Here is a 23,822-nt window from a genome sequence, read left to right as displayed (position 1 = left end):
TGATGCACTCACTATCTCAGTTATATTACCTGCATGGCATAGGCTATGAATATACTAAATACACTGGTGAGCATGTTATTTTCGATGAAAGTACACGCATGCAGGCACTTAGTTGTTGTGGTGTAGATACTCAGGATACTGATGCAATTAACCAACTTAATTTTGCATTAGATGCAGGTACTTGGCTGAACTTGTTGCCTCATACAAGCATTATTGAGGCACACCATCCAATTTTGAAAGTACGCATTGATGAGCGTTTATTAACACGCTCATGTACTCTAAGCGTGCCTTCGCTTGATATTCATTTTACTTGTGAAAACTTGCAAGGTTTAGCTGTATTGGGTGATTACGGCCTAAACGGCATTCGTTATCTTGAGCTTGCATTGCCAGTTCCTGAAATGCCAATCGGTTACCATGATGCACTCATTACAGTGGCAGATCAGCAAGCTCACAGTCAGCTATGGATTACACCTAAAGAAAGCTTTTCTATTGATGATAAAAAGCGTTTGGGCTTATCCATTCAGCTTTATAGCTTATGCAATGAAGAGGGGTTAGGAATTGGTGATTTCGCTGATTTAACAAAACTTATTAAAGCAGCCGCGACTAACAATATGGATTATGTGTTGCTTAATCCGCTGCATTTACTGTTTGAACACAGTCCTGAGAGGGCGAGTCCTTATAGTCCAAATAGCCGAGCGTTATTGAACCCGCTGTATATTGCTGTGTCATTATGCGAAGACGCCAAAAATAATAATGCACTTGATAAATTATTGGCAAATAAACCGCAAACCGATGCGACTTACATTGATTATACATCGGTTAGTGATTTTAAATATCAAGTGTTTAGCTGTTTATATCAACAATTTTGTGAGTTTGCTTCAGAAGAGCGAAAACAGCAGTTGGCTCGTTTTTGTGAAACCCATAAACACAGCCTGTCGACCATGTTGGTTGGCGACCGTGATTATGCTAGCTATTTACAATGGCAAGCTCACCTTCAATTAAATATCTGCCAGCAAGCTGCCCGTGATAGCGGTATGGCAATTGGCCTTATTAATGACTTAGCCGTTGGCTGTGCAGGTGATGGCAGTGAGTTCAAGAGCCAAAATGAGCTATTTGCCGAAAATGCTCATGTTGGAGCTCCGCCAGATCCTTGGGCTGAACATGGTCAGAATTGGGGTTTGCCGGCACTGAATCCACAAAAGTTAAGTAAAGACAACTTTGCTTTTTATCGCTCACTTATCCGCGCCAATATGGAAGATGTGGGTGGTCTTAGAATTGACCATGTAATGGCAATTCGCCGTCTTTGGTGGTGTTTTGAGAATAATTCCCAGCAAGATGGTTGTTATGTTTATTATCCGTTTGAACAGTTATTAGCAGTGCTTAAAATTGAATCTCATCTTAATCAATGCGTCGTAATTGGTGAAGATTTAGGTGTGGTACCTAATGAAGTGCGTGAAGCATTAAAAGCAAGTGCAATCTATTCAAATGGGTTGTTCTACTTTGAAAAAGATTGTCAAGGCGAGTTTTTAGCGGCTGAGCATTTTGCGCCTCATAGCCTTTTAATGATAGCCAACCATGATGTACCACCATTCAAAGGCTGGTGGATTGGCCACGATATTACGATTAAACAACAATATGGTTTGCTTGATGATGAGCAAACTCGGGCTCAATTCGATGCGAGAAACATTGAAAAGCATCGTATGCTTAATTTTATCGCACGAGAGTCACACCAGCATTTATCGTTAGAAACAGATGCCTTTACGGTTTATGAAGCGTTGGCATCCTCATTAGCGGCAGCACCAGCAAAGCTATTTACTATTCAAATAGATGACTTAGATCAGCAAATACTGCCTGTAAATATCCCCGGTACTGATAAAGAGTACCCAAATTGGCGGCGTTTATTGTCGCGTCCAGCTGCGCAGATTATCGAAGCGCAACAGTCATTCTTAGCCAATTTAATTTCGATAAGGAATCAATAATGCGAAGTCGTGTTCGTCAAGAGCAAAGTGCACAATCTGTTATTTATCAAAAACAAATCGATGCATTAGCCAGTGGTTGTTTTAGAGATCCTTTCAGCTTTCTTGGGGCGCATAAAAGTGGCCCTACAAGCTATGAAATTCGTTGCTTTTTGCCTGGCGCAAGCAAAGTTTCGATTCTGCTTGGCACAGAAAAAATCGTTGCGCAGCAACAAGGTGATAGTCATTTATTTGTCGCAAATATCAAATCAAAAACGAAACCTGACTACCAGCTGGATGTTAGCTATAGCAATGAATTTACTCATCAACAATATGATGAGTACAGCTTTGAAAGCAGCTTAGATGAACAGGCAATGTATCTGTTTAATGAAGGCAGTTTAGAGCATGCGTATCAACATTTTGGTGCACATTTTGTGACTCAACAAGGGGTTGATGGTGTTCGCTTTACAGTGTGGGCGCCGAATGCCAGTAGTGTATCGGTTATTGGTGAATTTAACTATTGGCAGCGTAATCGTCATTTTATGCGTTTTCATCCTGCCAGTGGGGTATGGGAGTTATTTATTCCTGGGCTTAAAGAGCATCAATGCTATAAATTTGCTATTACCACTCTAACAGGAGAAGTGCTTGATAAAGCTGATCCATTTGCGTTTAAGATGCAACAAGCACCGGGTACAGCGTCAGTGCTACAAAAGCTAAAAACAGGTATTCAGCTTTCTGAAAGGGCGTTAGCAAATCGTGCAAAACGAAACAGTGTTGATGCGCCTGTTAGTATTTATGAAGTGCATGCGGGTTCTTGGCAAAGACGAGATGACGGCAAGCGCTATCTCACATGGCGTGAACTTGCTGATAATCTTATTCCTTACACTAAAGAGCTTGGCTTTACGCATCTACAATTAATGCCAATCAGCGAGTACCCATTTGATGGTTCTTGGGGTTATCAACCCGTTGGATTATTTGCCCCGACCAGTCGCTATGGCAGCTTTGAAGATTTTGTTTACTTCGTCGAGCAATGTCACGAAGCCGATATTGGCCTTATTCTTGACTGGGTACCTGGTCATTTCCCAAGTGATCCTCATGGTTTACATCGTTTTGATGGCACCCATCTATACGAACACGCTGATGTGAGACAAGGTTTTCACCCTGATTGGAATACCTATATCTACAATTATGACCGCGCAGAGGTTCGTAGCTTTCTGATTGCGAATGCAATGTACTGGCTACATGAATTTGGTATTGATGGCTTACGTGTGGATGCGGTTGCCTCAATGCTTTATTTAGACTACAGCCGTGAAGAAGGGCAATGGGTTGCAAATCAATACGGCGGCAGAGAAAACTTAGGCGCTATTGAGTGCTTAAAACAAGTCAATATGCGCTGCTATGCAAAAAATCTGGGCATTATGATGGTGGCTGAAGAGTCAACTGCGTGGCCGGGTGTTACGCGCCAAGTTGACCATGATGGTTTAGGTTTTGGTTATAAGTGGAATATGGGGTGGATGAATGACAGTTTGCATTATATGCAGCGCGATTCCCTTTACCGTTCACATCACCACCACGAAATGACCTTTTCGATGGTTTACGCCTACAGCGAGAACTATATTTTACCGCTTAGCCATGATGAAGTGGTGCATGGTAAAGGCTCATTAATTGAAAAAATGCCAGGGGACGACTGGCAAAAGTTTGCAAACTTACGTGCATATTATGCCTTTATGTGGGCGCATCCAGGTAAAAAATTATTGTTTATGGGTGCTGAAATCGCCCAGCGTAAAGAGTGGAATCATGACCAATCGCTTGATTGGCATTTACTTGAGCATATTAGCCACAGTGGCATGCAGCAAACGATTAAAGATTTAAATGCTGTTTACACTAGTACGCCAGCTTTATACGAGCAAGATACCAGCCCAGCAGGTTTTGCTTGGCTCGACAGCAACAATGCTGAGCAAAGTATGTTTAGCTTTATTCGCTATGCAAAGAAAGCAGAAGATTTTGTGGTTGTGATATGTAATTTAACGCCACAGGTGTATCACGACTACGTGATAGGTGTGCCAAAAGCTGGTACTTATCAAGTTATTTTGAACACAGATAAAGCAGACTATTTTGGTTCTGGCGTTGATGCAACTAGTCACGCAGAGCAAATCATCGTAAGCCAAGCGATTGAAAGCCATGGCTTTAATCAAAGCATCAGTGTGTCTTTGCCTGGTCTTGCGACAATTTACCTTAAGAAGGTGAGCGATGAGTCATAGTGTTGAACTCGAAGTTGGGGTGAGCTCGCCTTTAGGGGCATCTGTTGTTGGTGAGGGCGTAAACTTTGCTGTGTACGCACCACAAGCACAACATATGTCTCTGTGCTTATTTGATAGCAGTGGTCATTCAGAAATTCTCACCCTAGCGATGCATATGAACGAAGGCGGTATCTGGACACTAAAAGTGAGCCCTCTGAAAAGTGGCGCCTTGTATGGCTTTCGCGCTGATGGTGAGTACGCACCCGAAAAAGGACTATTTTTTAATAATCACAAATTGCTGTTAGACCCTTATGCGCGTGATTTATATGGCGAGTTTACGTGGAGTGAACGTCACTATGGGCAAATGCCTGTAGGAAAGTTAAGCCAGGTTAACAATGCTATTGATATGCCAAAATCTCGAGTTCGTGAGTTGGCACCTTACACAGGTAAAAAGCCGAATCACAGCTGGGGTAAAACGGTTATTTACGAATGTCATGTAGTTGGTGCAACCTGTCGTCATCCTGAGATCCCAAAATCGTTACAAGGTAAGTTTTTAGGTTTAAGCCATCCTAGCTTTATTGAGCATTTACGCACTATTGGGGTGACTTGCCTAGAATTATTACCTATTCATGCATTTATCAGCGAGCAGTTTCTAACCGCTAAAGGTTTACAAAATTACTGGGGCTACAACACGCTTAACTTCTTTACGCCGCATAAAGAGTATCTCGTTAATGATGATATTAGTGAGTTTCAAGAAATGGTGGCAGCGCTTCACAAAGCGGACATAGAAGTAATACTCGACGTGGTTTATAACCACACAGCTGAGGCGGGCACAGATGGGCCTATTTTATCACTACGTGGCTTAGACAATTTAGGTTATTACCGCACTGTTGCTGATAAACCGCAGCATTATATTAATGATACCGGCTGTGGTAACACGGTAAATATTGATTCGCCTCGTTCTTTACAGCTGGTACTTGATAGCTTGCGTTATTGGGTTGAAGTGATGGGGGTCGATGGTTTTCGTTTTGACTTAGCAACCATTTTAGCGCGTAACCCGAATGGTTTTAATCAGGCGCATGCGTTTTTCCAAGCGATTAATCAAGACCCAGTATTAAGCCAAGTTAAACTCATTGCAGAGCCTTGGGATATAGGCCCAGGAGGTTACCAATTAGGGGCTTTTCCGGCACCGTGGCGTGAATGGAATGATAAATATCGCGATACGATAAGACGCTTTTGGAAACAAGAACAGGGCGTAATTGGTGAGCTTGCAAAACGTTTACATGGTTCGTTTGACTTGTTTGAGCATAACCTACGTGGGCCACTTAACAGTATCAATTTTATCACTAGTCATGATGGCTTTACGCTTGCTGATTTAGTTAGTTACGAGAATAAACATAACGAAGCCAATGGCGAGCAAAATCGTGATGGACACAGTGACAATCACTCATTCAATTGTGGCGTTGAAGGGTTTACCAATGACCCACAAGTGAGCAAATTACGCTTACAGCAACAAAAAAATATGCTGTTAACTTTGTTGCTTTCTAAAGGCGTGCCTATGCTTTCATTAGGAAGCGAAATGGCACACTCACAAGGTGGTAACAATAACGCCTATTGTCAAAACAATCGCACAAGTTGGCTTGCATGGAAAGACTCACAATTTAGTCATCCTCTTACACGTTTTATTGACGATGTTTTGCGCATTCGTAAGCAGTTCAGCATTTTTAAACACCGCTTTTTTGTTCACGACAATGACCCGCGTTATGACGTCGCGTGGTTCACTGAATCAGGCACCAATATGCAACAAGACGATTGGCATCAAGGCGATCGCCAGGTGCTGATATACAGCCTGACTGACAAGCACACAAATCAAGCTTTATTGATCATATTAAATGCAGGATCAGAGCCTGTAACTTGCCAACTTCCTAACTTAGATAAAGGAAAATGGCAGTTAGCGCTGACCAGCATTCATCCAATGTCAACTCAGTTTGTTGACAAGGAACACGAGATTGCTGCAATGAGCAGCTGGGTTTTTACCGCCAATTCAGAGGATCTTAATCATGGCTAAAAATGCCGATCAAGTATGTGTTGTTAAGGGCTGGCAGGATGCGCCTACAGTTGATGAAAGTACCTTAGACGATGATTTATCACGCCATTTTTATTACACCCTTGGACGTGACAAAGTAGGTAAATCACAACTGTATTTATACCATGCATTAGCATTAACTATTCGTGACCGATTAGTTGCTCGTTGCCGAGTAACAAAACAGCAAATTCATGAACAAAAACGCCGTAAAACAGCTTACTTGTCACTTGAATTTTTAATGGGCCGCGCCCTTGGTAATGCGATTTTAAACTTAGATTTAGATGAGCAAGTAGCTAAGGCGTTGCAAGAATACTGCACCGAACTTGAGCAAGTTGCGGAGGCTGAGCATGATGCAGGTCTAGGTAATGGTGGCTTAGGGCGCTTAGCTGCATGTTTTTTAGATAGCTGTGCAAGTCTTGCATTACCAGTGGTTGGCTATGGTATTCGTTATGAATATGGCATGTTTAATCAAGCTATTGAAAATGGTCATCAAATTGAACAACCAGATAATTGGTTACGTGAAGGGCACCCGTGGGAGCTGAGTGCGCCTGAGCAATCAAAACGCGTAAAATTCTTCGGTCATGTTGAAAGCTATACTGATAAACAGGGTCGTGAACACCGTCAATGGCTAGATTCTCATGATGTCTTAGCTGTCCCTTATGATGTGCCGATTCCGGGTTACAAGAACGATATTGTAAACACCCTACGTTTATGGAAATCAGAAGCCACTGACGAATTTGATTTAAGCGAGTTCAATGCGGGTAGTTACTCAGAAGCTGTAGCGCGTAAAAACTTAGCTGAACAAATCACAATGGTACTTTACCCAAATGATAGTAGCGAGAACGGTAAAGAGCTACGTTTACGTCAGCAATACTTCTTATCATCGGCGAGTTTACAAGACATCATTGATACCTGGGTTAGCAAACATGGCGAAGACTTCTCTGACTTTGCTGATTACCATGTTTTTCAATTAAACGATACGCACCCAAGTATTGCTGTTGCTGAGCTTATGCGTATTTTGGTTGATGAGTATGAGCTAGATTGGCAAGAAGCGTGGTCTATCACGACTAAGACCATGGCTTATACAAACCACACTTTACTTCCTGAAGCATTAGAGAAGTGGTCAGTATCTTTATTTGCCCGATTACTACCGCGTATCTTAGAAATTATTTATGAAATCAATGCGCGTTTCTTAGCCGAAGTTGCGTTAGCTTGGCCTGGTGATGTTGAAAAACAGCGTGCACTGTCACTGATCGAAGAAGGCCCTGAGCCGCAAATTCGCATGGCATATTTAGCGATTGTGGGTAGTTATTCGGTTAATGGTGTGGCTGCACTTCACACTGAGCTGCTTAAAGCCGGCTTATTTAACGAGTTTTATCAGCTATGGCCAGATAAATTCAATAATAAAACCAATGGTGTAACACCGCGTCGTTGGTTAGCACATTGTAACCCTGAATTAGCAAAACTGCTTAATCAACACATTGGTGATGAATGGGTTGCTGACTTTAGCAAAATTAGCCAGTTACGCCGTCTATATGACGACCCTAAATTCCATAAACAATGGCAAGCTGTAAAGCACACTAATAAGCAACGCCTTGTTGAATTAGTAAAAAACCGCTGTGGTGTACAGTTTGACGCAGAAATGATGTTTGACGTGCAAGTTAAACGTATTCACGAATATAAGCGTCAGCTATTAAACGTACTGCACGTTATTCACCTTTACGATCGTATTCGCCAAGGCGATACAGCAAACATTGTTCCTCGTTGCGTGCTACTGGGCGGTAAAGCTGCACCAGGTTACTACATGGCGAAGAAAATTATTAAATTAATTAATAACGTAGCAGAAGTGATCAATAAAGATCCGCTTGCTAAACCGTATTTAAGAGTTGCTTTTTTACCAAACTACAACGTAACAGCCATGGAAACTATTTGCCCAGCAACTGATTTATCTGAGCAAATTTCTACAGCAGGTAAAGAAGCATCTGGCACAGGTAACATGAAGTTCATGATGAACGGTGCTTTGACTATAGGTACGTTAGATGGCGCTAACATTGAAATTCGTGATGCAGTGGGTGCTGATAACTTCTTCTTATTTGGTGCACGTGCAGAGCAAATTGACGATATCAAAGCACACTATAATCCTGAGCAGATTATTCACCAAACTGACAGCCTCTATAAAGTAATGCAATTACTTGAGAGCGGTCATTTTAACCTGTTTGAGCCTAATTTATTTGACGACATTATTGCGGCGATTAAGAGCCCGCACGATCCATGGTTAGTCGCTCATGATTTTGCCAGCTTTGTAGAAGCGCAAGAGCAAGTTGAACAAGCCTACTTAGATACTGCTCACTGGACAAAAATGAGTATTTTGAATACTGCAGCCAGTGGCATGTTTTCGAGCGATAGGACCATTAGTCAATACAGTGACGACATCTGGCATTTGGAGCCATTAATGGATACTAGTGCACAGCAAAACACACAGAAGAAAAGCAGCTAGCTTAAGACGGAGAGAGTTATGCCAAGTTATGCAAACCGATATATAAGTAGTTTAACAAGAGAAACGTATGCCCTCATCCTAGCAGGAGGGCGAGGTTCACGTTTACATGAATTAACAGACTGGCGTGCTAAACCAGCAGTCTATTTTGGTGGTAAACACCGAATCATCGACTTTCCACTGTCGAACTGTATAAATTCAGGTATTCGTCGAGTTGGTATTGCTACTCAATATAAGTCGCACTCGTTAATTCGTCACGTAAATCGTGCATGGGGCCATTTCAAAAAAGAATTGGGAGAATCAGTTGAAATACTTCCTGCCTCTCAGCGAAATGGAGATGACTGGTATTGTGGTACAGCTGATGCGGTATTCCAAAATATGGATATTATCCGCCATGAGCTGCCTAAGTATGTGATGATCCTCTCGGGTGACCACGTTTATTGTATGGACTACGGTGGTTTGTTGGCTAAACACGTTGAGACAGGTGCTGATATGACGGTATGTTGTATTGAGGTACCTTGCGAAGAAGCGGCAGATACATTTGGTGTAATGACAGTTGATGAAAGCAATCGTGTTCGTCGTTTTGATGAAAAACCTGCTGAGCCTACTTCTGTGCCTGGTAAGCCAGGGACCTGTTTAGCATCAATGGGTAACTATATTTTCAATACTGAGTTCTTATTTGAACAATTGAAAAAAGACGCAGAAACTGAAGGTTCTGGCCGAGATTTCGGTCACGATATTATCCCTGCTATCATCGAAGAGCATAACGTATTTGCATACCCGTTTAGAGATGTACATGATGGTCAGCCATACTGGCGCGATGTGGGTACACTTGACTCATTCTGGGAAGCCAACATGGAGCTGGTAATGCCACAGCCACAGCTTGACCTTTATGATCCAAAATGGCCAATTTGGACTTACCAAGAGCAGTTACCACCTGCTAAATTCATTTTTGATGATGATGACAGACGTGGTATGGCTGTTGATTCAACAGTATCAGGTGGCTGTATTATTTCTGGTTCTAAAGTTAAGAAGTCACTACTTTTCTCAAATGTATATGTTCATTCATTCTGTGAAATCGAAGAATCCGTAATATTACCAGGTGTTAAGATCAACCGAAATTGTAAGATTAGGCGTGCTATTATTGACCGTAATTGTGAGATCCCCGAAGGACTTGAAATCGGTTACGATAACAAAGTCGACAAAGAAAATGGCTTTAGAGTCTCGAAAAAAGGGATTGTGCTGGTCACTCGTGATATGTTGAATGAGCTTGCAAAGAAGTTAGAGCAACAAGAGCAAGATAATAAACGCCTTGCTTAAGCAATCGCGCTAAGACAAAAAGGGAGGGCATGTCCCTCCTTTATTTATATTTGAATAATACCAGTTTGCTTAATTAAGTATTATTGCCAATTGGTATAAAAGTTTTATGGAGTACTGCAAAGCATGCATGTATTGATGGTAGCTGCAGAGAATGATGCATTACCGAATGCAAAAGTCGGTGGTGTAGCGGATGTTGTTAGAGATTGCCCTAAAGCGTTAGTAGAAAAAGGCCTTAGTGTTGATGTGGTGATCCCAGATTATGGCTTTGAGTATTTAGAGCGGCATCACATAGGTGTAGTGCACGTGCCTTTTGCAGGTCAAATGCAAAAACTGGATGTGTGGAAGCTTGCTAAAAGTGAAGAAGGTATAACGCAACTGCTTATTTCTCATTGGGAATTTAGCCGCCATAACGGCGCTGTTTATTGTAATGATGAACCGGGCCGTCCGTTTGCAACCGATGCAAGTAAGTTTGCTCTTTTTAACGCTGCTGTTTGCGAAGCCTTATTACAAGGGCTTATTCGCACGCCGGATGTTGTTCACTTACATGATTGGCACAGTGCTTGTGTTGCTCTATTACTTAAATCAGATAGCCGCTATAGAAAACTAGCGCACTTATTTTTAGCTTACACAGTACATAACCTTGCATTGCAAGGTATACGTCCTTTCAAAGGTGATAGCTCAAGCCTAGAAGCCTGGTTCCCAAGTTTAGGTTATAACGGCGAAAGGTTATGCGATCCGCGCTATTTTGATTGCTTTAACCCAATGCGTACTGCTATTAACCTGGTTGATAAAGTACACCTTGTTTCGCCAACTTATTGCCAAGAAGTACTGCGTCCAAGTGATGCTGAAAAAGGCTTTTTTGGTGGTGAGGGACTTGAAGCTGACTTGCAGGCTGCCTATGAACAAGGGCGTGTAGTGGGCATTCTTAATGGTTGCGAGTACCCAGGAATGAAGCTTGAAAACATCAGCTTAGCGAGTCTTTATCAACATGCCGAAAATGCGTTATTTCAATGGATGGCAAAAAGCCCAGTATTAGATTCAAGCTATTACATAGCGCATCAACGATTACTTCAATTTAAAACACGGCCGTTTTCAGGGCCATTAGTAACCAGTGTGGGTCGTTTAACGGACCAAAAAGCACTGTTACTTCGTCAGCCTTATGATAAAGGGCTTGTGTTAGATGAGTTATGTCAGCGTTTAAAACAACATAACGGCTACATGGTTATTTTAGGCTCAGGGGATACTGAACTTGAGCACATCATGACATCAGTTATGGCACGTCAAGATAACCTGCTATTTTTAAAAGGTTATGCGCATTATGTTGGTGAATACATGTACCACTTAGGCGATTTATTTTTAATGCCAAGTTCATTTGAGCCGTGCGGTATTAGCCAGATGTTAGCAATGCGAGCAGGACAGCCGTGCTTAGTACATGGTGTAGGTGGTTTACGTGATACAGTAGAACATCATGTGAGTGGTTTTAGTTTCCAAGGCGAGAGTTTGGCATCACAAAGCTACGAACTTGTTACTAGTTTTAGTGATGCGCTTGAGCTTAAAAAATCGCAACCAGAAAAATGGTGCTCAATATGTGAACAGGCTCGAAATGCCCGTTTTACGTGGCAATCCGTTGCAGAAGGCTATTTATCTGGCTTATATCAATAAAAAGTAAGTGATTCATGGTAATTAGGTGACTTTTTTACCAATTTCAGCTATTAATTACTTAGTGTGATATAAAATAAGAAAAGTAGGTAAAGTGGCTGTATTTGTTGCTAGGCAAGCGGTCTTTAATCGTCGTCAACAAGTTGTCGCCTATGAGCTACTATTTAGAGATAGTTTACAAAATAGTTTTCCTGATGTGTCAGAGAGCACGGCAACGGCTCGCCTAATTATGGAAAACCAGCTCAATTTAGGTACTCGTCATATAACGTCGGGTAAAAAAGCATTGATTAATATTGGTCCAGAGTCTTTGAAGCTGGACCTTTGCGCATTTTTGCCAACAAATGATGTCGTGATTGAGTTACTTGAAACCATTGAGCCAACGGACGAAAATTACGAATATTGCCGTGAGTTATTTCATAACAACTATAAATTAGCGTTGGATGATTTTGTTTACCAACCCGAATGGGACCGTTTTTTAAAACTTATTCGTTTAATAAAGTTTGATGTTCAGCAAACCCCTTTTGAAGAATTGGCCCCGATTGTTCATAAACTAAAAAAGTATCAAAAGATAAAGCTATTAGCTGAAAAACTCGAAACAGCTGATGATTACGAAAAAGCGCATAAAATGGGCTTTGATTTTTTTCAGGGTTATTTTTTTGCTAAACCGAAGATGATTCAGCATCGTGATATTGATTACAATTATGCGCTGGTATTATCGATTTATGCACAAGTCATGCGCCCAGATCCAGATATCAGTGAAATCGCTGGTTTGTTTTCTTTAGATACTGCACTTGCTTATAAACTGTTACGTTTAATAAATAGCGGTGTTTTTCCTATAAAGAGTAAAATTGGCTCATTAAAACAAGCGCTTGTTTATCTAGGTCATGAACGACTTAAAAAGTTTGTTAGCCTAATTATTACTGCCCACAGTGCCCAGTCAAAACCAGCCGAGTTGACTCGGCTTTGTGTTGTAAGAGCCCGTTTTTGTGAATTAATCGCTCAGCGTGTTGCTAAACAGCAAACTGGTGAAGCATTTTTAACAGGGCTATTTTCATTACTTGATGCCATATTAGATCAACCTATGGAAAAGTTATTGGATAGATTGCCGTTTCCTGACGAAATTCATGCTGCTCTCATGCAAGAAAAAAATATCCTCTATTACATACTTGAAACGGTTAAAGCGTACGAAACTGGTAGCTGGTGGGCGCTTGAACAGGCTGTTGCCTATCTAAGTATTGAAAGCGCAGATCTTCCCAAGATATACGAAAATGCAGTAAATTGGAGTGATAGCTGCAGGCAAAACCTATAAGGGATTTATGCGCAATATAAATATGGATGTGTTACGGGGTATTGCGGTACTCGGCTTGATGTTTATGAACATCTACACCTTTGCTGTGTTTGAGTATGACTATACCCCAAGTGCTACGCCACCCTTTTCAGACTCGCTAATTTTCACTATTAATACCGTGTTTATTGATGGGCGTTTTAGAAGCCTTTTTTGCTTGTTATTCGGAGCATCTTTAGTTATTCAATGGCAGCTTTGGCAAAATGTTGAAAAACAACATAAACGGCTAAAAGTTTTGGCATTTATAGGCCTTGCCCATGGTTTTTTATTATGGGCTGGTGATATTTTGTTTATTTATGCTTGTGCAGGCTGGTTAACGCTTAAATTTAGTCAGCAAGATGAAGAAAAAAACTTGCGTATGGGTCTGTTGTTTTTACTTCTCGGCGCCTTTATTTCATTCTTACTTACCTTTGTAGAGCCAGATTTTAACCCTGTAACGAGAAGCTCTGAGAGCTTTTTAATGGCGTATGATGCAGCGTATTCTTCTTACTTCGCAGGATTCGTCAGTAACTTTTTGATATTTATCATAATGCTTATTGCTGTACCCCTTATCACTGTGTGGATGGCCGCAGGGTTAATGCTGATGGGTGTCTATTTATATAAGAAAGGCGTATTCATTCATGGTTTAACAAACTCCCAGTTCAAGTTGATTGTTCCAGCTGCGATAAGTTTAACGGCCCTGAGATTAATAATCGATCCAAACCAGAGTGTCTTTATGTACGCGATTGTAGAACCAATTAATTGGTTGGCTGCTTTATCCATGGCTATTTTTTATTGCCACATTATTGTGAAAGTAGTTAAGAATATCCCTAATAACTGGTTGCTGCTACAGCAAGCAGGGCGTATGTCATTGACGTTATATTTGATGCAAACAGTCATATTTATATTGTTTTTTAAAGTTGTATTTCCTACTGCTGCGCTTAGCTTTGATAGAATAGATTATTGGTTAGTTATTGCTGTTATGCTTGTTTTTCAATTGTTTTTTTGTAAAGTGTATAGTATGTATTTTAAACACGGTCCGTGCGAGTTAATTTGGCGAAAATTATCTAATTAATTCCTCGTATACAATAATTATAATAGAGTGAGGCGGTAATGCGGATTTGCTTGTTTGTTCTAACCTTGCTTAGCTATTCACCGCTATATGCTGGCGAGCAATTCTCTGTGCTGTTAGTTAACCCCTCAGTTAAAAGTGATTTATTTTGGCAAAGAGTGACTAATGTGATGCAGGTTGCTGCCAAGCAAAATAATGTCGCCCTTACAACAATTTATGGCGGTGGAAATCGTCACATTCAATTAGCTGAGCTGAAACAATACCTTCAATATAACGCTAAACCCGACTACGCAATTTTAATTAATTACCCAGGTGGTGCAGAGCAGTCAATGACCTTGCTTGAGCAGCACAAAATTAAATTTATCACCCTTGAAGAAACGATTGTTGGCGTAGAGCGAGACGAAGTCGGTAAACCCCGTCAGCGCTTTAAGTATTGGTTAGGTGAAGTATTTCACGATAACTTCAAAGCCGGTGAGCAACTTGGCAAAGCCTTACTTGATGAGGCAATAAATACAAAGCAAACGCCTCATTTTGTTGCTATTAATGGCCATTATGGTACTGAATCTGACACCCGCAGTGATGGCCTCGTTCATTATTTACGTAAACAAGATGTTGAGCTTGAGCAAGTTGTCTATGCAAATTGGAGTAAGCAGGAGGCTGCGAATAAAGTAAGCCGATTATTGCAACGACACCCTGATAGCAATGTGATTTGGTGTGCGTCTGATTTAATGGCGCAAGGCGCCCTAGAAGCTGTGAAAGGTAAAACAGATAAAGCCTATTTCATAGGTGGCATAGACTGGCTTGATGATAATTTAGACTTAATTGAACAACAAAAACTCACGGCCAGTGTTGGCGGGCATTTTATGATGGGAGCGTGGGCACTAATTAGCGTGGTCGATCATCATAATGGCAACCCTTATTGGCAGAATCACGATGCGATTAAGTTTAAGCTTGGTGTGATCACAAAGCACAATATTCAAAGTTACCGCTGGCTAAGAAACATCAAAGATTGGTCGGTTATCCCTTTTGAAGCCTTCTTACTGCAAAACAGTAAAAGCACTGAGTACGCCTTCGATTTTGATACGCTACATAGTTTATTGAGCGAAAAGCCCAAAAACGCAGCGCAATACTAAAAGTGTAGTCAAAGAGCCTAGATTCTACCTAGCTTGGTAAAGGCTTCTGGTATAAACTAGCGGCTTTAAAATCCAGACAGAAGTGTGCCATGACAGAGTTAAAGCGATTAAATAAATTTATCAGTGAAACAGGTTTTTGTTCACGCCGTGAGGCAGATAAATATATTGAAGAAGGTCGTGTTACTGTTAACGGCAACTTGCCTGAAATGGGCGTAAAAGTCAGTGACGCCGATGATGTACTCATTGATGGCAAGCCTTTAAAAGCAAAGCCTAAGCTGGTTTATATTGCCTATAACAAACCTGTTGGTATTACTTGTACGACTGAGCGAAAAATCCAAAGCAATATTGTTAAAGCAGTTAATTACCCAGAACGTATTTTCCCAATTGGACGCTTAGATAGACCTTCAGAAGGCTTAATTTTCTTAACTAACGAAGGCGACATCGTTAATAAAATTCTTCGCGCTGGTAATAATCATGAAAAAGAATACGTAGTAACGGTTGATAAACCACTTAATCGCCAGTTCGTTAATAAGATGGCAAATGGTATTCCTATCCTCGATACCGTTACTAAAAAGTGTAAGGTTAAACAAACCGGCCCGCAGCAATTTACCATTGTGCTAACACAAGGCTTAAACCGCCAAATACGCCGTATGTGTGAATATTTAGGCTATGAAGTGGTGACTTTAAAGCGCACACGAATTATGAACGTGACCCTAAAGGGTTTAAAAGTAGGGCAGTGGCGTCACTTAACCGAACAAGAAATGGCTGAGATCAATAACTCAATTGCCGACTCAGGTAAAACGGAAGAGCGTTCAATTGATGAAAACAAACAGCCAACGCAAGCTCGTGCGAAGCAAAAGCCACGCAATGAAGAAGAAAAAAAGCGCGACTTTTCTAAATACGTGAAAAAAGCACGCAATGATGCCAAGCAAGGTCAATCAAGATCAAAAGCTGGCAATCCACACTCATCAAAACCAAATCAAACGAAGCGTAGCAGTACTAAACGTACAGGTACATTAAGCCTGAAAAAGTAAGCTTCAGCGCATTAGAGCCCTGACTAGTCTTTACTGGTTCCCTCAGGGTTCTAAATGATACTGATTTCAACCTTAGCCTTTATTAGGGTAAATAGCATCATCTTCAAGACGGTCTCTTTTCTGTTTAAATTCTTTTTTAGTGAGTTTTTTCGAGATAATATCGATAAGTTGATGTTTTCTTACAAAGAATAGCTCTTTTGTATTGTCATCTTCAAATACTAATAGCGCTATTTCATTGTTTTTGACACTTGCTTCAATCAATTTGAGTCCATTCACAATCAAGTTAGGTCTAAAATACAGAGCAATCTGACTGTATTGTGGAAAGTCGTAATGAGATTCAACAGCGCGGTTTGAAACAGAATCACACCCGAACTCAAAATCGGCTGATTGTTGCCCTTCACAAATATCTGCGACTGGTGTGCCTATTTCCCCAAAAATCCATCTTGAGTTAAATATCAATCCATTTTGTCCTTCAATTGCTAAAACAGCATCGGATAAACTTTCAACGGCAACGTGAAAAGCCACATTAGACTCATGCTGATAGTATGCTTTTTCATTGGCACTTAAAGTTCCACTGAGTATTGCAATCAGTAAGTAAAAACCACTTCTAAACATCTTAATTCTTCAAGTACTAAATCAGCAGAAATAGGTTAGCACACAAGCTGATAGGTTAAGCATTAAACAGACACCCACTTTATTAAAAACCATAACAAGATCATCAAAAAAGGACACTCACTTTAAACTCACTTTAAAGGCCGTTAACTAGACGCAGTTAACTAGACACCCACCTTAACTAGACACCCACCTTAACTAGACACTGGCGAGCTCTCGGCATCCGACTTTACCGAGAATAATAAATAAGTTAATTATTGATAGCTGACCAATTTTGCATGACTAATAAACTGAGTTATCAATGGCTACTTTTCAGAATGCATTTAGCTTTATTGCATCCCTATTGCTTGTTAGATATGGGGTGTTGGGGTTACTTACGAATAACATTCGTATAGGTAGCCGAAGCTATACAGGGAGCATCACCACAATTTATAAGCACCAAGAACCAGTGCGCTTTTATTTTTGGTGTTGCTTATTTTTATTTGCTGGCTGTGGCGGATTTTATTACCTTTTAAAATAATAGGTAACAAAGAAAAAGCCCTAACAGTTTGCTGAAAGGGCTTTTGGTTGAGAGTCAATCTGTATTAATTAGCGTGACGCTGCTTTGGTACTTTGATCTTAAACAGCATGATATAAAGCACAGGCACAACAATTAGTGTCAGCACTGTAGCAAAACCAAGACCAAACATAATGGTTACCGCCATTGACTGGAAGAACACGTCAAATAGCAGTGGGATCATGCCTAAAATGGTGGTAATTGCTGCCATCGCTACAGGGCGAACACGGCTTACACCTGAGTCAAATACCGCTTTATAAGGCTCTTTGCCGCTATCAAGTTCAAGGTTAATTTGATCAACTAATACAATGCCGTTTTTGATGAGCATACCGCTTAAGCTCAGTAAGCCAAGCAGGGCCATGAAGCTAAATGCTGCATTCATGAGTAATAAACCAGCTGATACACCCACAATGGCTAGTGGCACTGTTGCCCAAATCACTAAAGGTTTTTTAACTGAATTGAATAGTAATACAGTTATAGCGAACATAGCTAAGTAACCAAGAGGTAATGAGCCGAAAATCGCTTTTTGCGCATCTGTTGATGACTCATATTCGCCGCCCCATTGCAACTCATAGCCACGAGGTAGCTCAATAGCTTCAATGTCTTTGCGAACACGTGCAAAGAGCTTCGCTGGAGTTTCATCGCCAATAACATCGTGGTCAGCCATTACAGTGATGGTACGCTTACGGTCACGTCGCATGATCAAGCTGTCTTCCCACTCAACAACAAAATCATCAACCACTTGTGTCACCGGAACAAACACTCCTAACACTGGGCTGTAAATTTGTAAGTCGCGCAAGCTTTCAACGTTTAAGCGCTCTTCAGCAGGTGAGCGAGCAATAATAGGCAGCATTTGCGTGCCGTCTTTATATACGCCCACTTGTTTACCCGATAAGCTAGTTAACAGCAGCTGATCAAGATCAGATTTGGCAATCCCTAAACGACGGGCTTTTTGCTCGTTAAATTGTGGACGAATTAACTTCGAGCGAGCACGCCAATCGTCACGAATATTAAATGCCCCCGCATCTTGATGCAGAATGTCTTTCGCCTCTTTTGCTAATTGGCGAAGTACCACAGGATCAGCACCAGAAAAACGCGCTTCAATTTTTGCATCTGTTGATGGGCCAATTTCCATACGTTTTACTTTGAGCTGAGCATCAAGTACATGCTCGTGTTGGTAATCGCGTACTTTTTTGATCGTGGTTGTAACAGCTTCGCGGTCTTTTACTCGAATAATCAATTGCCCATAAGCTGGGTATGATTTTTCAGGTGCGTAAGTCAGCATGAAACGCGGTGCACCTTGTCCAACTGTTGTGGTAATTTCTTCAACCAGTGGGTCGTCTTGTAAGAATTTTTCGAGCTTTGCAACACCATCCATAGTGGTATGAATATCAGCGCCTTGCGTATGCCAATAATCGACATAGAACATAGGAGTATTCGATGCTGGGAAGAACGACTGCTTGATAAATTTAAAGCCATAAACTGAGCTAACAAGCATGATCACCATCAGCAGTAGCGTGGTTTTACGGTACCGCATTGCTGTATGCAACACGCCTTTATAAACATTAAAAATAACACCTTGATAAGGGTCTTCATCGTGATGCGGCTGTTTTTCAGTGGCTTGTTTAAACATTAAATCAGCGAAAAAAGGCGTTAAGGTAATAGCTGTGATCCAGCTTAGTAACAAGGAAATAAACAACACCCAGAACAAGCTGCCAGCAAACTCACCACTGGCATCTGAACTCAAGCCAATCGGCGCAAAGGCAGTAATTGCAATAACCGTAGCCCCCAGTAATGGCCACTTGGTTTGATTAACAATGTTAGTCGCCGCTTGCAGTTTTGTTTGTCCGCGTTTTAGGTTAATCAATATGCCTTCGGTTACTACAATGGCATTATCTACCAGCATCCCTAAAGCTATAATCAAGGCGCCAAGCGAAATCCGCTGTAAATCAATGGCAAACAACTTCATGAAAATGAAGGTACCTAATACGGTCAGTAGCAGTATTACACCAATCAGTACGCCACTTTTAAAGCCCATAAATAATAAAAGTACAATAATAACGATGGCAACAGCTTCAAGTAGGCTGATAATAAAGCCACTAACTGACTTCTCAACCTCTTCTGGTTGGTTATAAACGCTGTTAATTTCCATACCATGTGGTCGTTGATACTCTAGTGACGCTAAATGGGCATCAATATTTGCACCTACATCAACAACGTTAACGCCAGTGCTAAACGACACACCTACCAGTAGTGCTTGCTGCTGGTTATAGCGAATAATATTGTTAGGGACTTCGGCATACTCACGAAAAACGGTGGCAACGTCACCTAAGTAAATAAGCTCATTTTCACCAGGCTTAGAAATCAGTAGGTTTTCGAGCTCTTTTACGTCTTTAAATTCACCGGTTGGGTGTAAGCGAATTGATTCATCGCCAACACGCACTTTACCAGCGTTCGACACGCTATTTTGAGTTTGTAAAAGTTGATAAATACGATTAGGCGAAATACCTAACTGGGCAAGTTTACGGGTTGAAATCTCAACCATAACTTGTGCTTGTTGCTCACCACCCACTGTTACTTTACTAACGCCATCAACCAAAACAAGCTCACGTTTTAAATAATCAACGTAATCTTTTAGCTCATCGTAAGAATAACCATCACCAGTGACTGCATACATCACCCCGTATACATCACCAAAGTCATCCATAATCTTGCTTGGATAAACACCTGAGGGCATCGACGATGCCTGATCATTGATTTTACGACGCAGTTCGTCCCATATTTGGCGTAAGTCTTGTTTACGATAATTGCTTTTCATCTCGACGGTAATTTGCGATTTACCCGGTGATGAAATACTGGTTACGTAATCAACATACGGTAGCTGCTGAATTGCATTTTCAATAGGGAAGGTGACTTCTTCTTCAACCTGCTGTGGTGACGCGCCCGGATAAAGGGTGATCACCATGGCTTTTTTTAGGGTGAATTCAGGGTCTTCAAGTTGTCCTAAGCCAAAGTAAGCGACGGTTCCACCAATAAGTAGAAACAGCGCGAACATCCAGCTAATGACTTTTCTTTCAATAGCGAGTGCAGCAAAGCTCATTATAAGCCTCGCTCTTTTTGCCATGGACGCACTTTCATGCCTTCTTCTAAAAAGTGCACACCAGCAGCCACAACGATTTGGCCTTCTTTAATACCTGATAGTACTTCAATGCCATCACGATGTAATTGGCCAACTTCAACAGCTTGTTTGTGCACTAAACCGGTATTTTCGTCGTAAAGCCACACATAGCTGTTGTCGTTTTCAGACTTGGTAGGCTCTGAGAATACCGCCTCAACAGGCAGTAATGTATAAGGTGATTGTGAACTGGTGATTTTGCTTAAGTCTATATCAACGCGGCCAGTCATACCGGCAAGTAGATTAAAATCTTCTGGCACAGGTAATGAAAACACAACTTTATACGTTAAAGTAATTGGGTCGGCTTGGGTATCAAACTCTTTAATGGTTAATTGATATGACTTGTTTGGATAACCATCAAATACAACATCAGGTTGATAGTGAACGTCTTTATCGATGCGTGCAATGAGTTTTTCAGGCACTTGAATAACCACATCCATTAGGTCGCGGGTTTCAAGGCGTAGGATGTTTTGTTTTGCTTGAATGTTTTCAAAGTTTTTCACAAATACCTTTGCCACAGTACCCGCGAACGGCGCGCGTAATTCGCTATTATCTAGGTTGGTTTTGGCAATTTTAAGCGCAGACTCAGCAACTTGTTTATTAGCAAGGGCTTGGTCTAACTCAGATTGGCTGGCAATTGAGCGGTTAAATAGCTTTTGCACACGCTCAAGTTGAGACGCTGCAAGTTCATAACGTGCTTTGCGCTCATCATATTGCAGTTGAAAATCTTCAGGATCCAGTTTGGCTAAAAGCTGGTCTTTCTCAACGTGTTGGCCCGCAAGAGCAGGGAACTCAAGTAACTCACCATTTACTCGAAAGGCAAGGTAAGATCCTTGGTTAGCAACCACTTCAGCAGGAAAGCTGCGAATGCTCTGCTCCGAATTATTACCAATATTAAACAGTTTTACAGGGCGAACTACCGACTCTGCTTCACCTTGTTGTGCTTGCTCTGAACATGCCGCAAGTAACAGAAACATACTGCTCATTAACACGGCGGGTGCCAATCTCATTGTCTTCTCCATAGATAAGAAAGCATAAATTTGCTGCAGGATACGCTGCAAAGATATAAAATAAAAATTATTAAATTTTAGAAACAGCATAAGTTTTATTTATATAGTTTGCCATTAATGAATTTAAATCAATTAATCATTCTAGATGCTATTGTGCAAAGCTCTAGTTTGAGTCAAGCCGCACTTAAATTGCATAAGACTCAACCTGCGCTCACGCTAGCGATTAAGAAGCTGGAGTCAGAGCTAGGTTTTGAGCTGCTAGACCGTAGTCAATATCGATTACACTTAACTGAAAAAGGCCGAATTTTTTATCGAGAAGCCCGACAATTGCTTAATGCAAACAGTGAGTTAAGCTCACTCGCTAAAGAGCTTGCATTAGGTAATGAGGCCAATTACAAAATATGCTACGAGCAACTTTGCCATCAAAACAGCTATAACCAAGTGATCAGTCGTACATTTAAACGTTTTGCCAGTACAGAGTTTAGTATTTCTTCAGGTAAACGTTTTGTATCTCTTGAGCAAGTTAATAGCCATGAGGCTGATTTAGGAATTGGCCCTTGGTTTGATTTGTTTCATGCAACAGGGGATCTCGAAAGTTTGCCAATTGGTAAATTTGATATAGGTATTGTCAGCGCGCCTGATGTGGTGCCAAGTTCAATCACCTTTTCAGAAATTCAAAATTACCCGTGTTTAGCCATGTTTGAAAGCGACTTGAGCTTTGATAGCGATAGGCTTTCTTATACGCTAGGCTCTGCATTAATGAAAATTGACGATATAACCAGTGTTAAGTCGTTTTTACTCTCTGGTGCGGGCTGGGCAATGATCAGTTTGCAACATTGCCAAGCAGAAATCGACGCTGGTTTATTACAACAAATTAAAATAATCGATCGTGAACACCAGTTTGGTGCAGAAATTCGTGTATTTAGACAGCACTCGGTTCATCATGGCCCTGTTGCAAGAGCTATTTGGCAAGATTTTAGCGAAGTCAGTAAACAGTATTTGGAGTCGAGTCGTGCAGCAGGCAACTAAAGAAGATTTAATTTATACCATTATTTGTGCTATTCCTGAGGGGAAAGTTGCCAGCTATGGGCAAGTAGCAAAACTTGCGGGATACCCTAATAACTCAAGGTTAGTGGGACGGTTATTAAAAGTAATGCCCGAAGGCTCAAGCATTCCATGGCATCGGGTGGTTAATAGTCAGGGTAAAATATCGTTTCCTGAAGGCAGCAATAAACACCTCGAGCAACGACAAAAACTACTAAGTGAAGGTGTTACTTTTAATAAAGCTAAAATTAATATGCGCCTGCACCAGTGGGACTAATAAACATACAAGCTAATTGATAGGTAATGACAAACACAGCCAACTAACACGAATACATGCCAAATAGCATGGCTGTAATGGCGGGTTTTAGCGCTGTAAAACACAGTGCCTAAACTGTACGCAATCCCGCCAGCTAGCAGCCACCATAAAGCGCTTAAATCAAGGTTCAAATAAAGTGGGTAAACAAGTGCTAATGCAAACCAGCCCATCAATAAATAGGTAGCGAGAGAGACTTTTTTATTCGTGTTTTTGACCAGTAATTTATACGCAACCCCACTCAGCGCTAAAGACCAAATAAATACCAAAGCGGCAATTGCCCAAGCCCCAGATAACGAAATAACTAAATAAGGCGTGTAGGTACCGGCAATAAGCAAGTAAATCGCACAGTGGTCACATTTTTTATAAATGGCTCGTATGCGCTCTCTGGTACTGGCGTGATATAAGGTCGAGGCTAAAAATAATACCAGTAGACTTGAGCCATACACGATGGCGCTCACCGTAGCTGACACAACTTTAGATTGTGAAATTAAGTCCCACAGTACATATACCGAAAACAGGACTCCCATGCCGTGAGTAAGCACATTAAGTTGTTCTTCTTGGTGTGAATAAGGGAGTTGTTCTGTCATATCTATCTACTAAAAATGAGTGAATAAAACAGTTTCAGTGTACAAGTGTGCGCTGAAGTTGGCAATGCTTATTTTTTCACTAAATGTTGGTCAAAAAATTTAAATTCGTTGGTTATATTAACCAGTCCTGAATGAGGTTAAAAAACAAACTTATATTTAAATCGTTAGAAATCAATTAATTAAAAAATATTTTCAGTGTGGCACA

General features: G+C 41.0%; 16 protein-coding genes. 12 read left to right on the top strand and 4 right to left on the bottom strand.

From position 1 onward, the window contains the following. Positions 1-2 precede the first annotated feature (2 nt). The 10 genes from malQ to rluF all read left to right on the top strand — a co-directional run bounded on the left by malQ (position 3) and on the right by rluF (position 16,317). Complete coding sequence (gene malQ, locus CWB80_RS10275) at positions 3-1,979, top strand: 4-alpha-glucanotransferase (protein WP_138599465.1); 1,977 nt, start codon at positions 3-5, stop codon at positions 1,977-1,979. Then, positions 1,979-4,216, top strand: a complete 2,238-nt coding sequence (gene glgB, locus CWB80_RS10270) for a 1,4-alpha-glucan branching protein GlgB (RefSeq protein ID WP_138599466.1) — start codon at positions 1,979-1,981, stop codon at positions 4,214-4,216. The genes malQ and glgB overlap by 1 nt, the downstream gene beginning before the upstream one ends. Further along, entirely contained in the window at positions 4,206-6,263 is a 2,058-nt protein-coding gene (gene glgX / locus CWB80_RS10265; protein ID WP_138599467.1) for a glycogen debranching protein GlgX, read from the top strand. The genes glgB and glgX overlap by 11 nt, the downstream gene beginning before the upstream one ends. Next, positions 6,256-8,778 carry a glycogen/starch/alpha-glucan phosphorylase gene (locus CWB80_RS10260; protein ID WP_054551972.1) on the top strand — a complete coding sequence of 841 codons (2,523 nt, stop codon included), beginning with the start codon at positions 6,256-6,258 and terminating at the stop codon, positions 8,776-8,778. Before glgX ends, CWB80_RS10260 begins: the two co-directional genes overlap by 8 nt. 18 nt (positions 8,779-8,796) lie before the next feature. Next, positions 8,797-10,095 carry a glucose-1-phosphate adenylyltransferase gene (gene glgC, locus CWB80_RS10255; RefSeq protein WP_054551973.1) on the top strand — a complete coding sequence of 433 codons (1,299 nt, stop codon included), beginning with the start codon at positions 8,797-8,799 and terminating at the stop codon, positions 10,093-10,095. Positions 10,096-10,218: 123 nt separating this feature from the next. Continuing rightward, entirely contained in the window at positions 10,219-11,757 is a 1,539-nt protein-coding gene (locus tag CWB80_RS10250; protein WP_138599468.1) for a glycogen synthase, read from the top strand. A 91-nt stretch (positions 11,758-11,848) separates the two neighbouring features. After that, on the top strand, positions 11,849-13,063 hold the full coding sequence (locus tag CWB80_RS10245) for an EAL and HDOD domain-containing protein (RefSeq protein WP_054551975.1): 1,215 nt from the start codon (positions 11,849-11,851) through the stop codon (positions 13,061-13,063). A gap of 7 nt (positions 13,064-13,070) precedes the next feature. Further along, positions 13,071-14,153, top strand: coding sequence for a DUF418 domain-containing protein (locus CWB80_RS10240; RefSeq protein ID WP_138599469.1), 1,083 nt, complete (start codon positions 13,071-13,073; stop codon positions 14,151-14,153). 50 nt (positions 14,154-14,203) lie between these two features. Next, positions 14,204-15,283, top strand: coding sequence for an ABC transporter substrate-binding protein (locus tag CWB80_RS10235; protein WP_249362563.1), 1,080 nt, complete (start codon positions 14,204-14,206; stop codon positions 15,281-15,283). Positions 15,284-15,372: 89 nt separating this feature from the next. Next, positions 15,373-16,317 (top strand): 23S rRNA pseudouridine(2604) synthase RluF, encoded by a 945-nt coding sequence (gene rluF, locus CWB80_RS10230; RefSeq protein WP_054551977.1) that lies wholly within the window; start codon positions 15,373-15,375, stop codon positions 16,315-16,317. 72 nt (positions 16,318-16,389) lie between these two features. Here the strand turns inward: rluF and CWB80_RS10225 are convergent, their stop codons facing one another. From CWB80_RS10225 to CWB80_RS10215, 3 genes are all read right to left on the bottom strand, one after another. Further along, positions 16,390-16,932 carry a hypothetical protein gene (locus CWB80_RS10225; protein WP_138599471.1) on the bottom strand — a complete coding sequence of 181 codons (543 nt, stop codon included), beginning with the start codon at positions 16,930-16,932 and terminating at the stop codon, positions 16,390-16,392. Positions 16,933-17,513: 581 nt separating this feature from the next. Further along, entirely contained in the window at positions 17,514-20,585 is a 3,072-nt protein-coding gene (locus tag CWB80_RS10220; protein ID WP_138599472.1) for an efflux RND transporter permease subunit, read from the bottom strand. Further along, positions 20,585-21,670: an efflux RND transporter periplasmic adaptor subunit gene (locus CWB80_RS10215; RefSeq protein ID WP_138599473.1), complete on the bottom strand. Its 1,086-nt coding sequence runs from the start codon at positions 21,668-21,670 to the stop codon at positions 20,585-20,587. The genes CWB80_RS10220 and CWB80_RS10215 overlap by 1 nt, the downstream gene beginning before the upstream one ends. 117 nt (positions 21,671-21,787) lie before the next feature. Between CWB80_RS10215 and CWB80_RS10210 the strand changes: the two genes are divergently transcribed. Both CWB80_RS10210 and CWB80_RS10205 read left to right on the top strand, forming a co-directional pair. After that, positions 21,788-22,699 carry a LysR family transcriptional regulator gene (locus tag CWB80_RS10210; protein WP_138599474.1) on the top strand — a complete coding sequence of 304 codons (912 nt, stop codon included), beginning with the start codon at positions 21,788-21,790 and terminating at the stop codon, positions 22,697-22,699. Then, positions 22,683-22,991: an MGMT family protein gene (locus CWB80_RS10205; RefSeq protein ID WP_054562368.1), complete on the top strand. Its 309-nt coding sequence runs from the start codon at positions 22,683-22,685 to the stop codon at positions 22,989-22,991. Before CWB80_RS10210 ends, CWB80_RS10205 begins: the two co-directional genes overlap by 17 nt. Here CWB80_RS10205 and trhA read toward each other — a convergent pair. Further along, complete coding sequence (gene trhA, locus CWB80_RS10200) at positions 22,988-23,617, bottom strand: PAQR family membrane homeostasis protein TrhA (protein WP_054551983.1); 630 nt, start codon at positions 23,615-23,617, stop codon at positions 22,988-22,990. The genes CWB80_RS10205 and trhA overlap by 4 nt on opposite strands. Between the last annotated feature and the right edge of the window lie 205 nt (positions 23,618-23,822).

It is taken from the genome of Pseudoalteromonas sp. S1650 (assembly GCF_005887195.1).
In the GTDB taxonomy this organism is placed as follows: Bacteria; Pseudomonadota; Gammaproteobacteria; order Enterobacterales; family Alteromonadaceae; genus Pseudoalteromonas; species Pseudoalteromonas simplex.
Note: the sequence above shows the minus strand (reverse complement) of the source record. Positions and strands in the feature narration are given on the sequence as shown.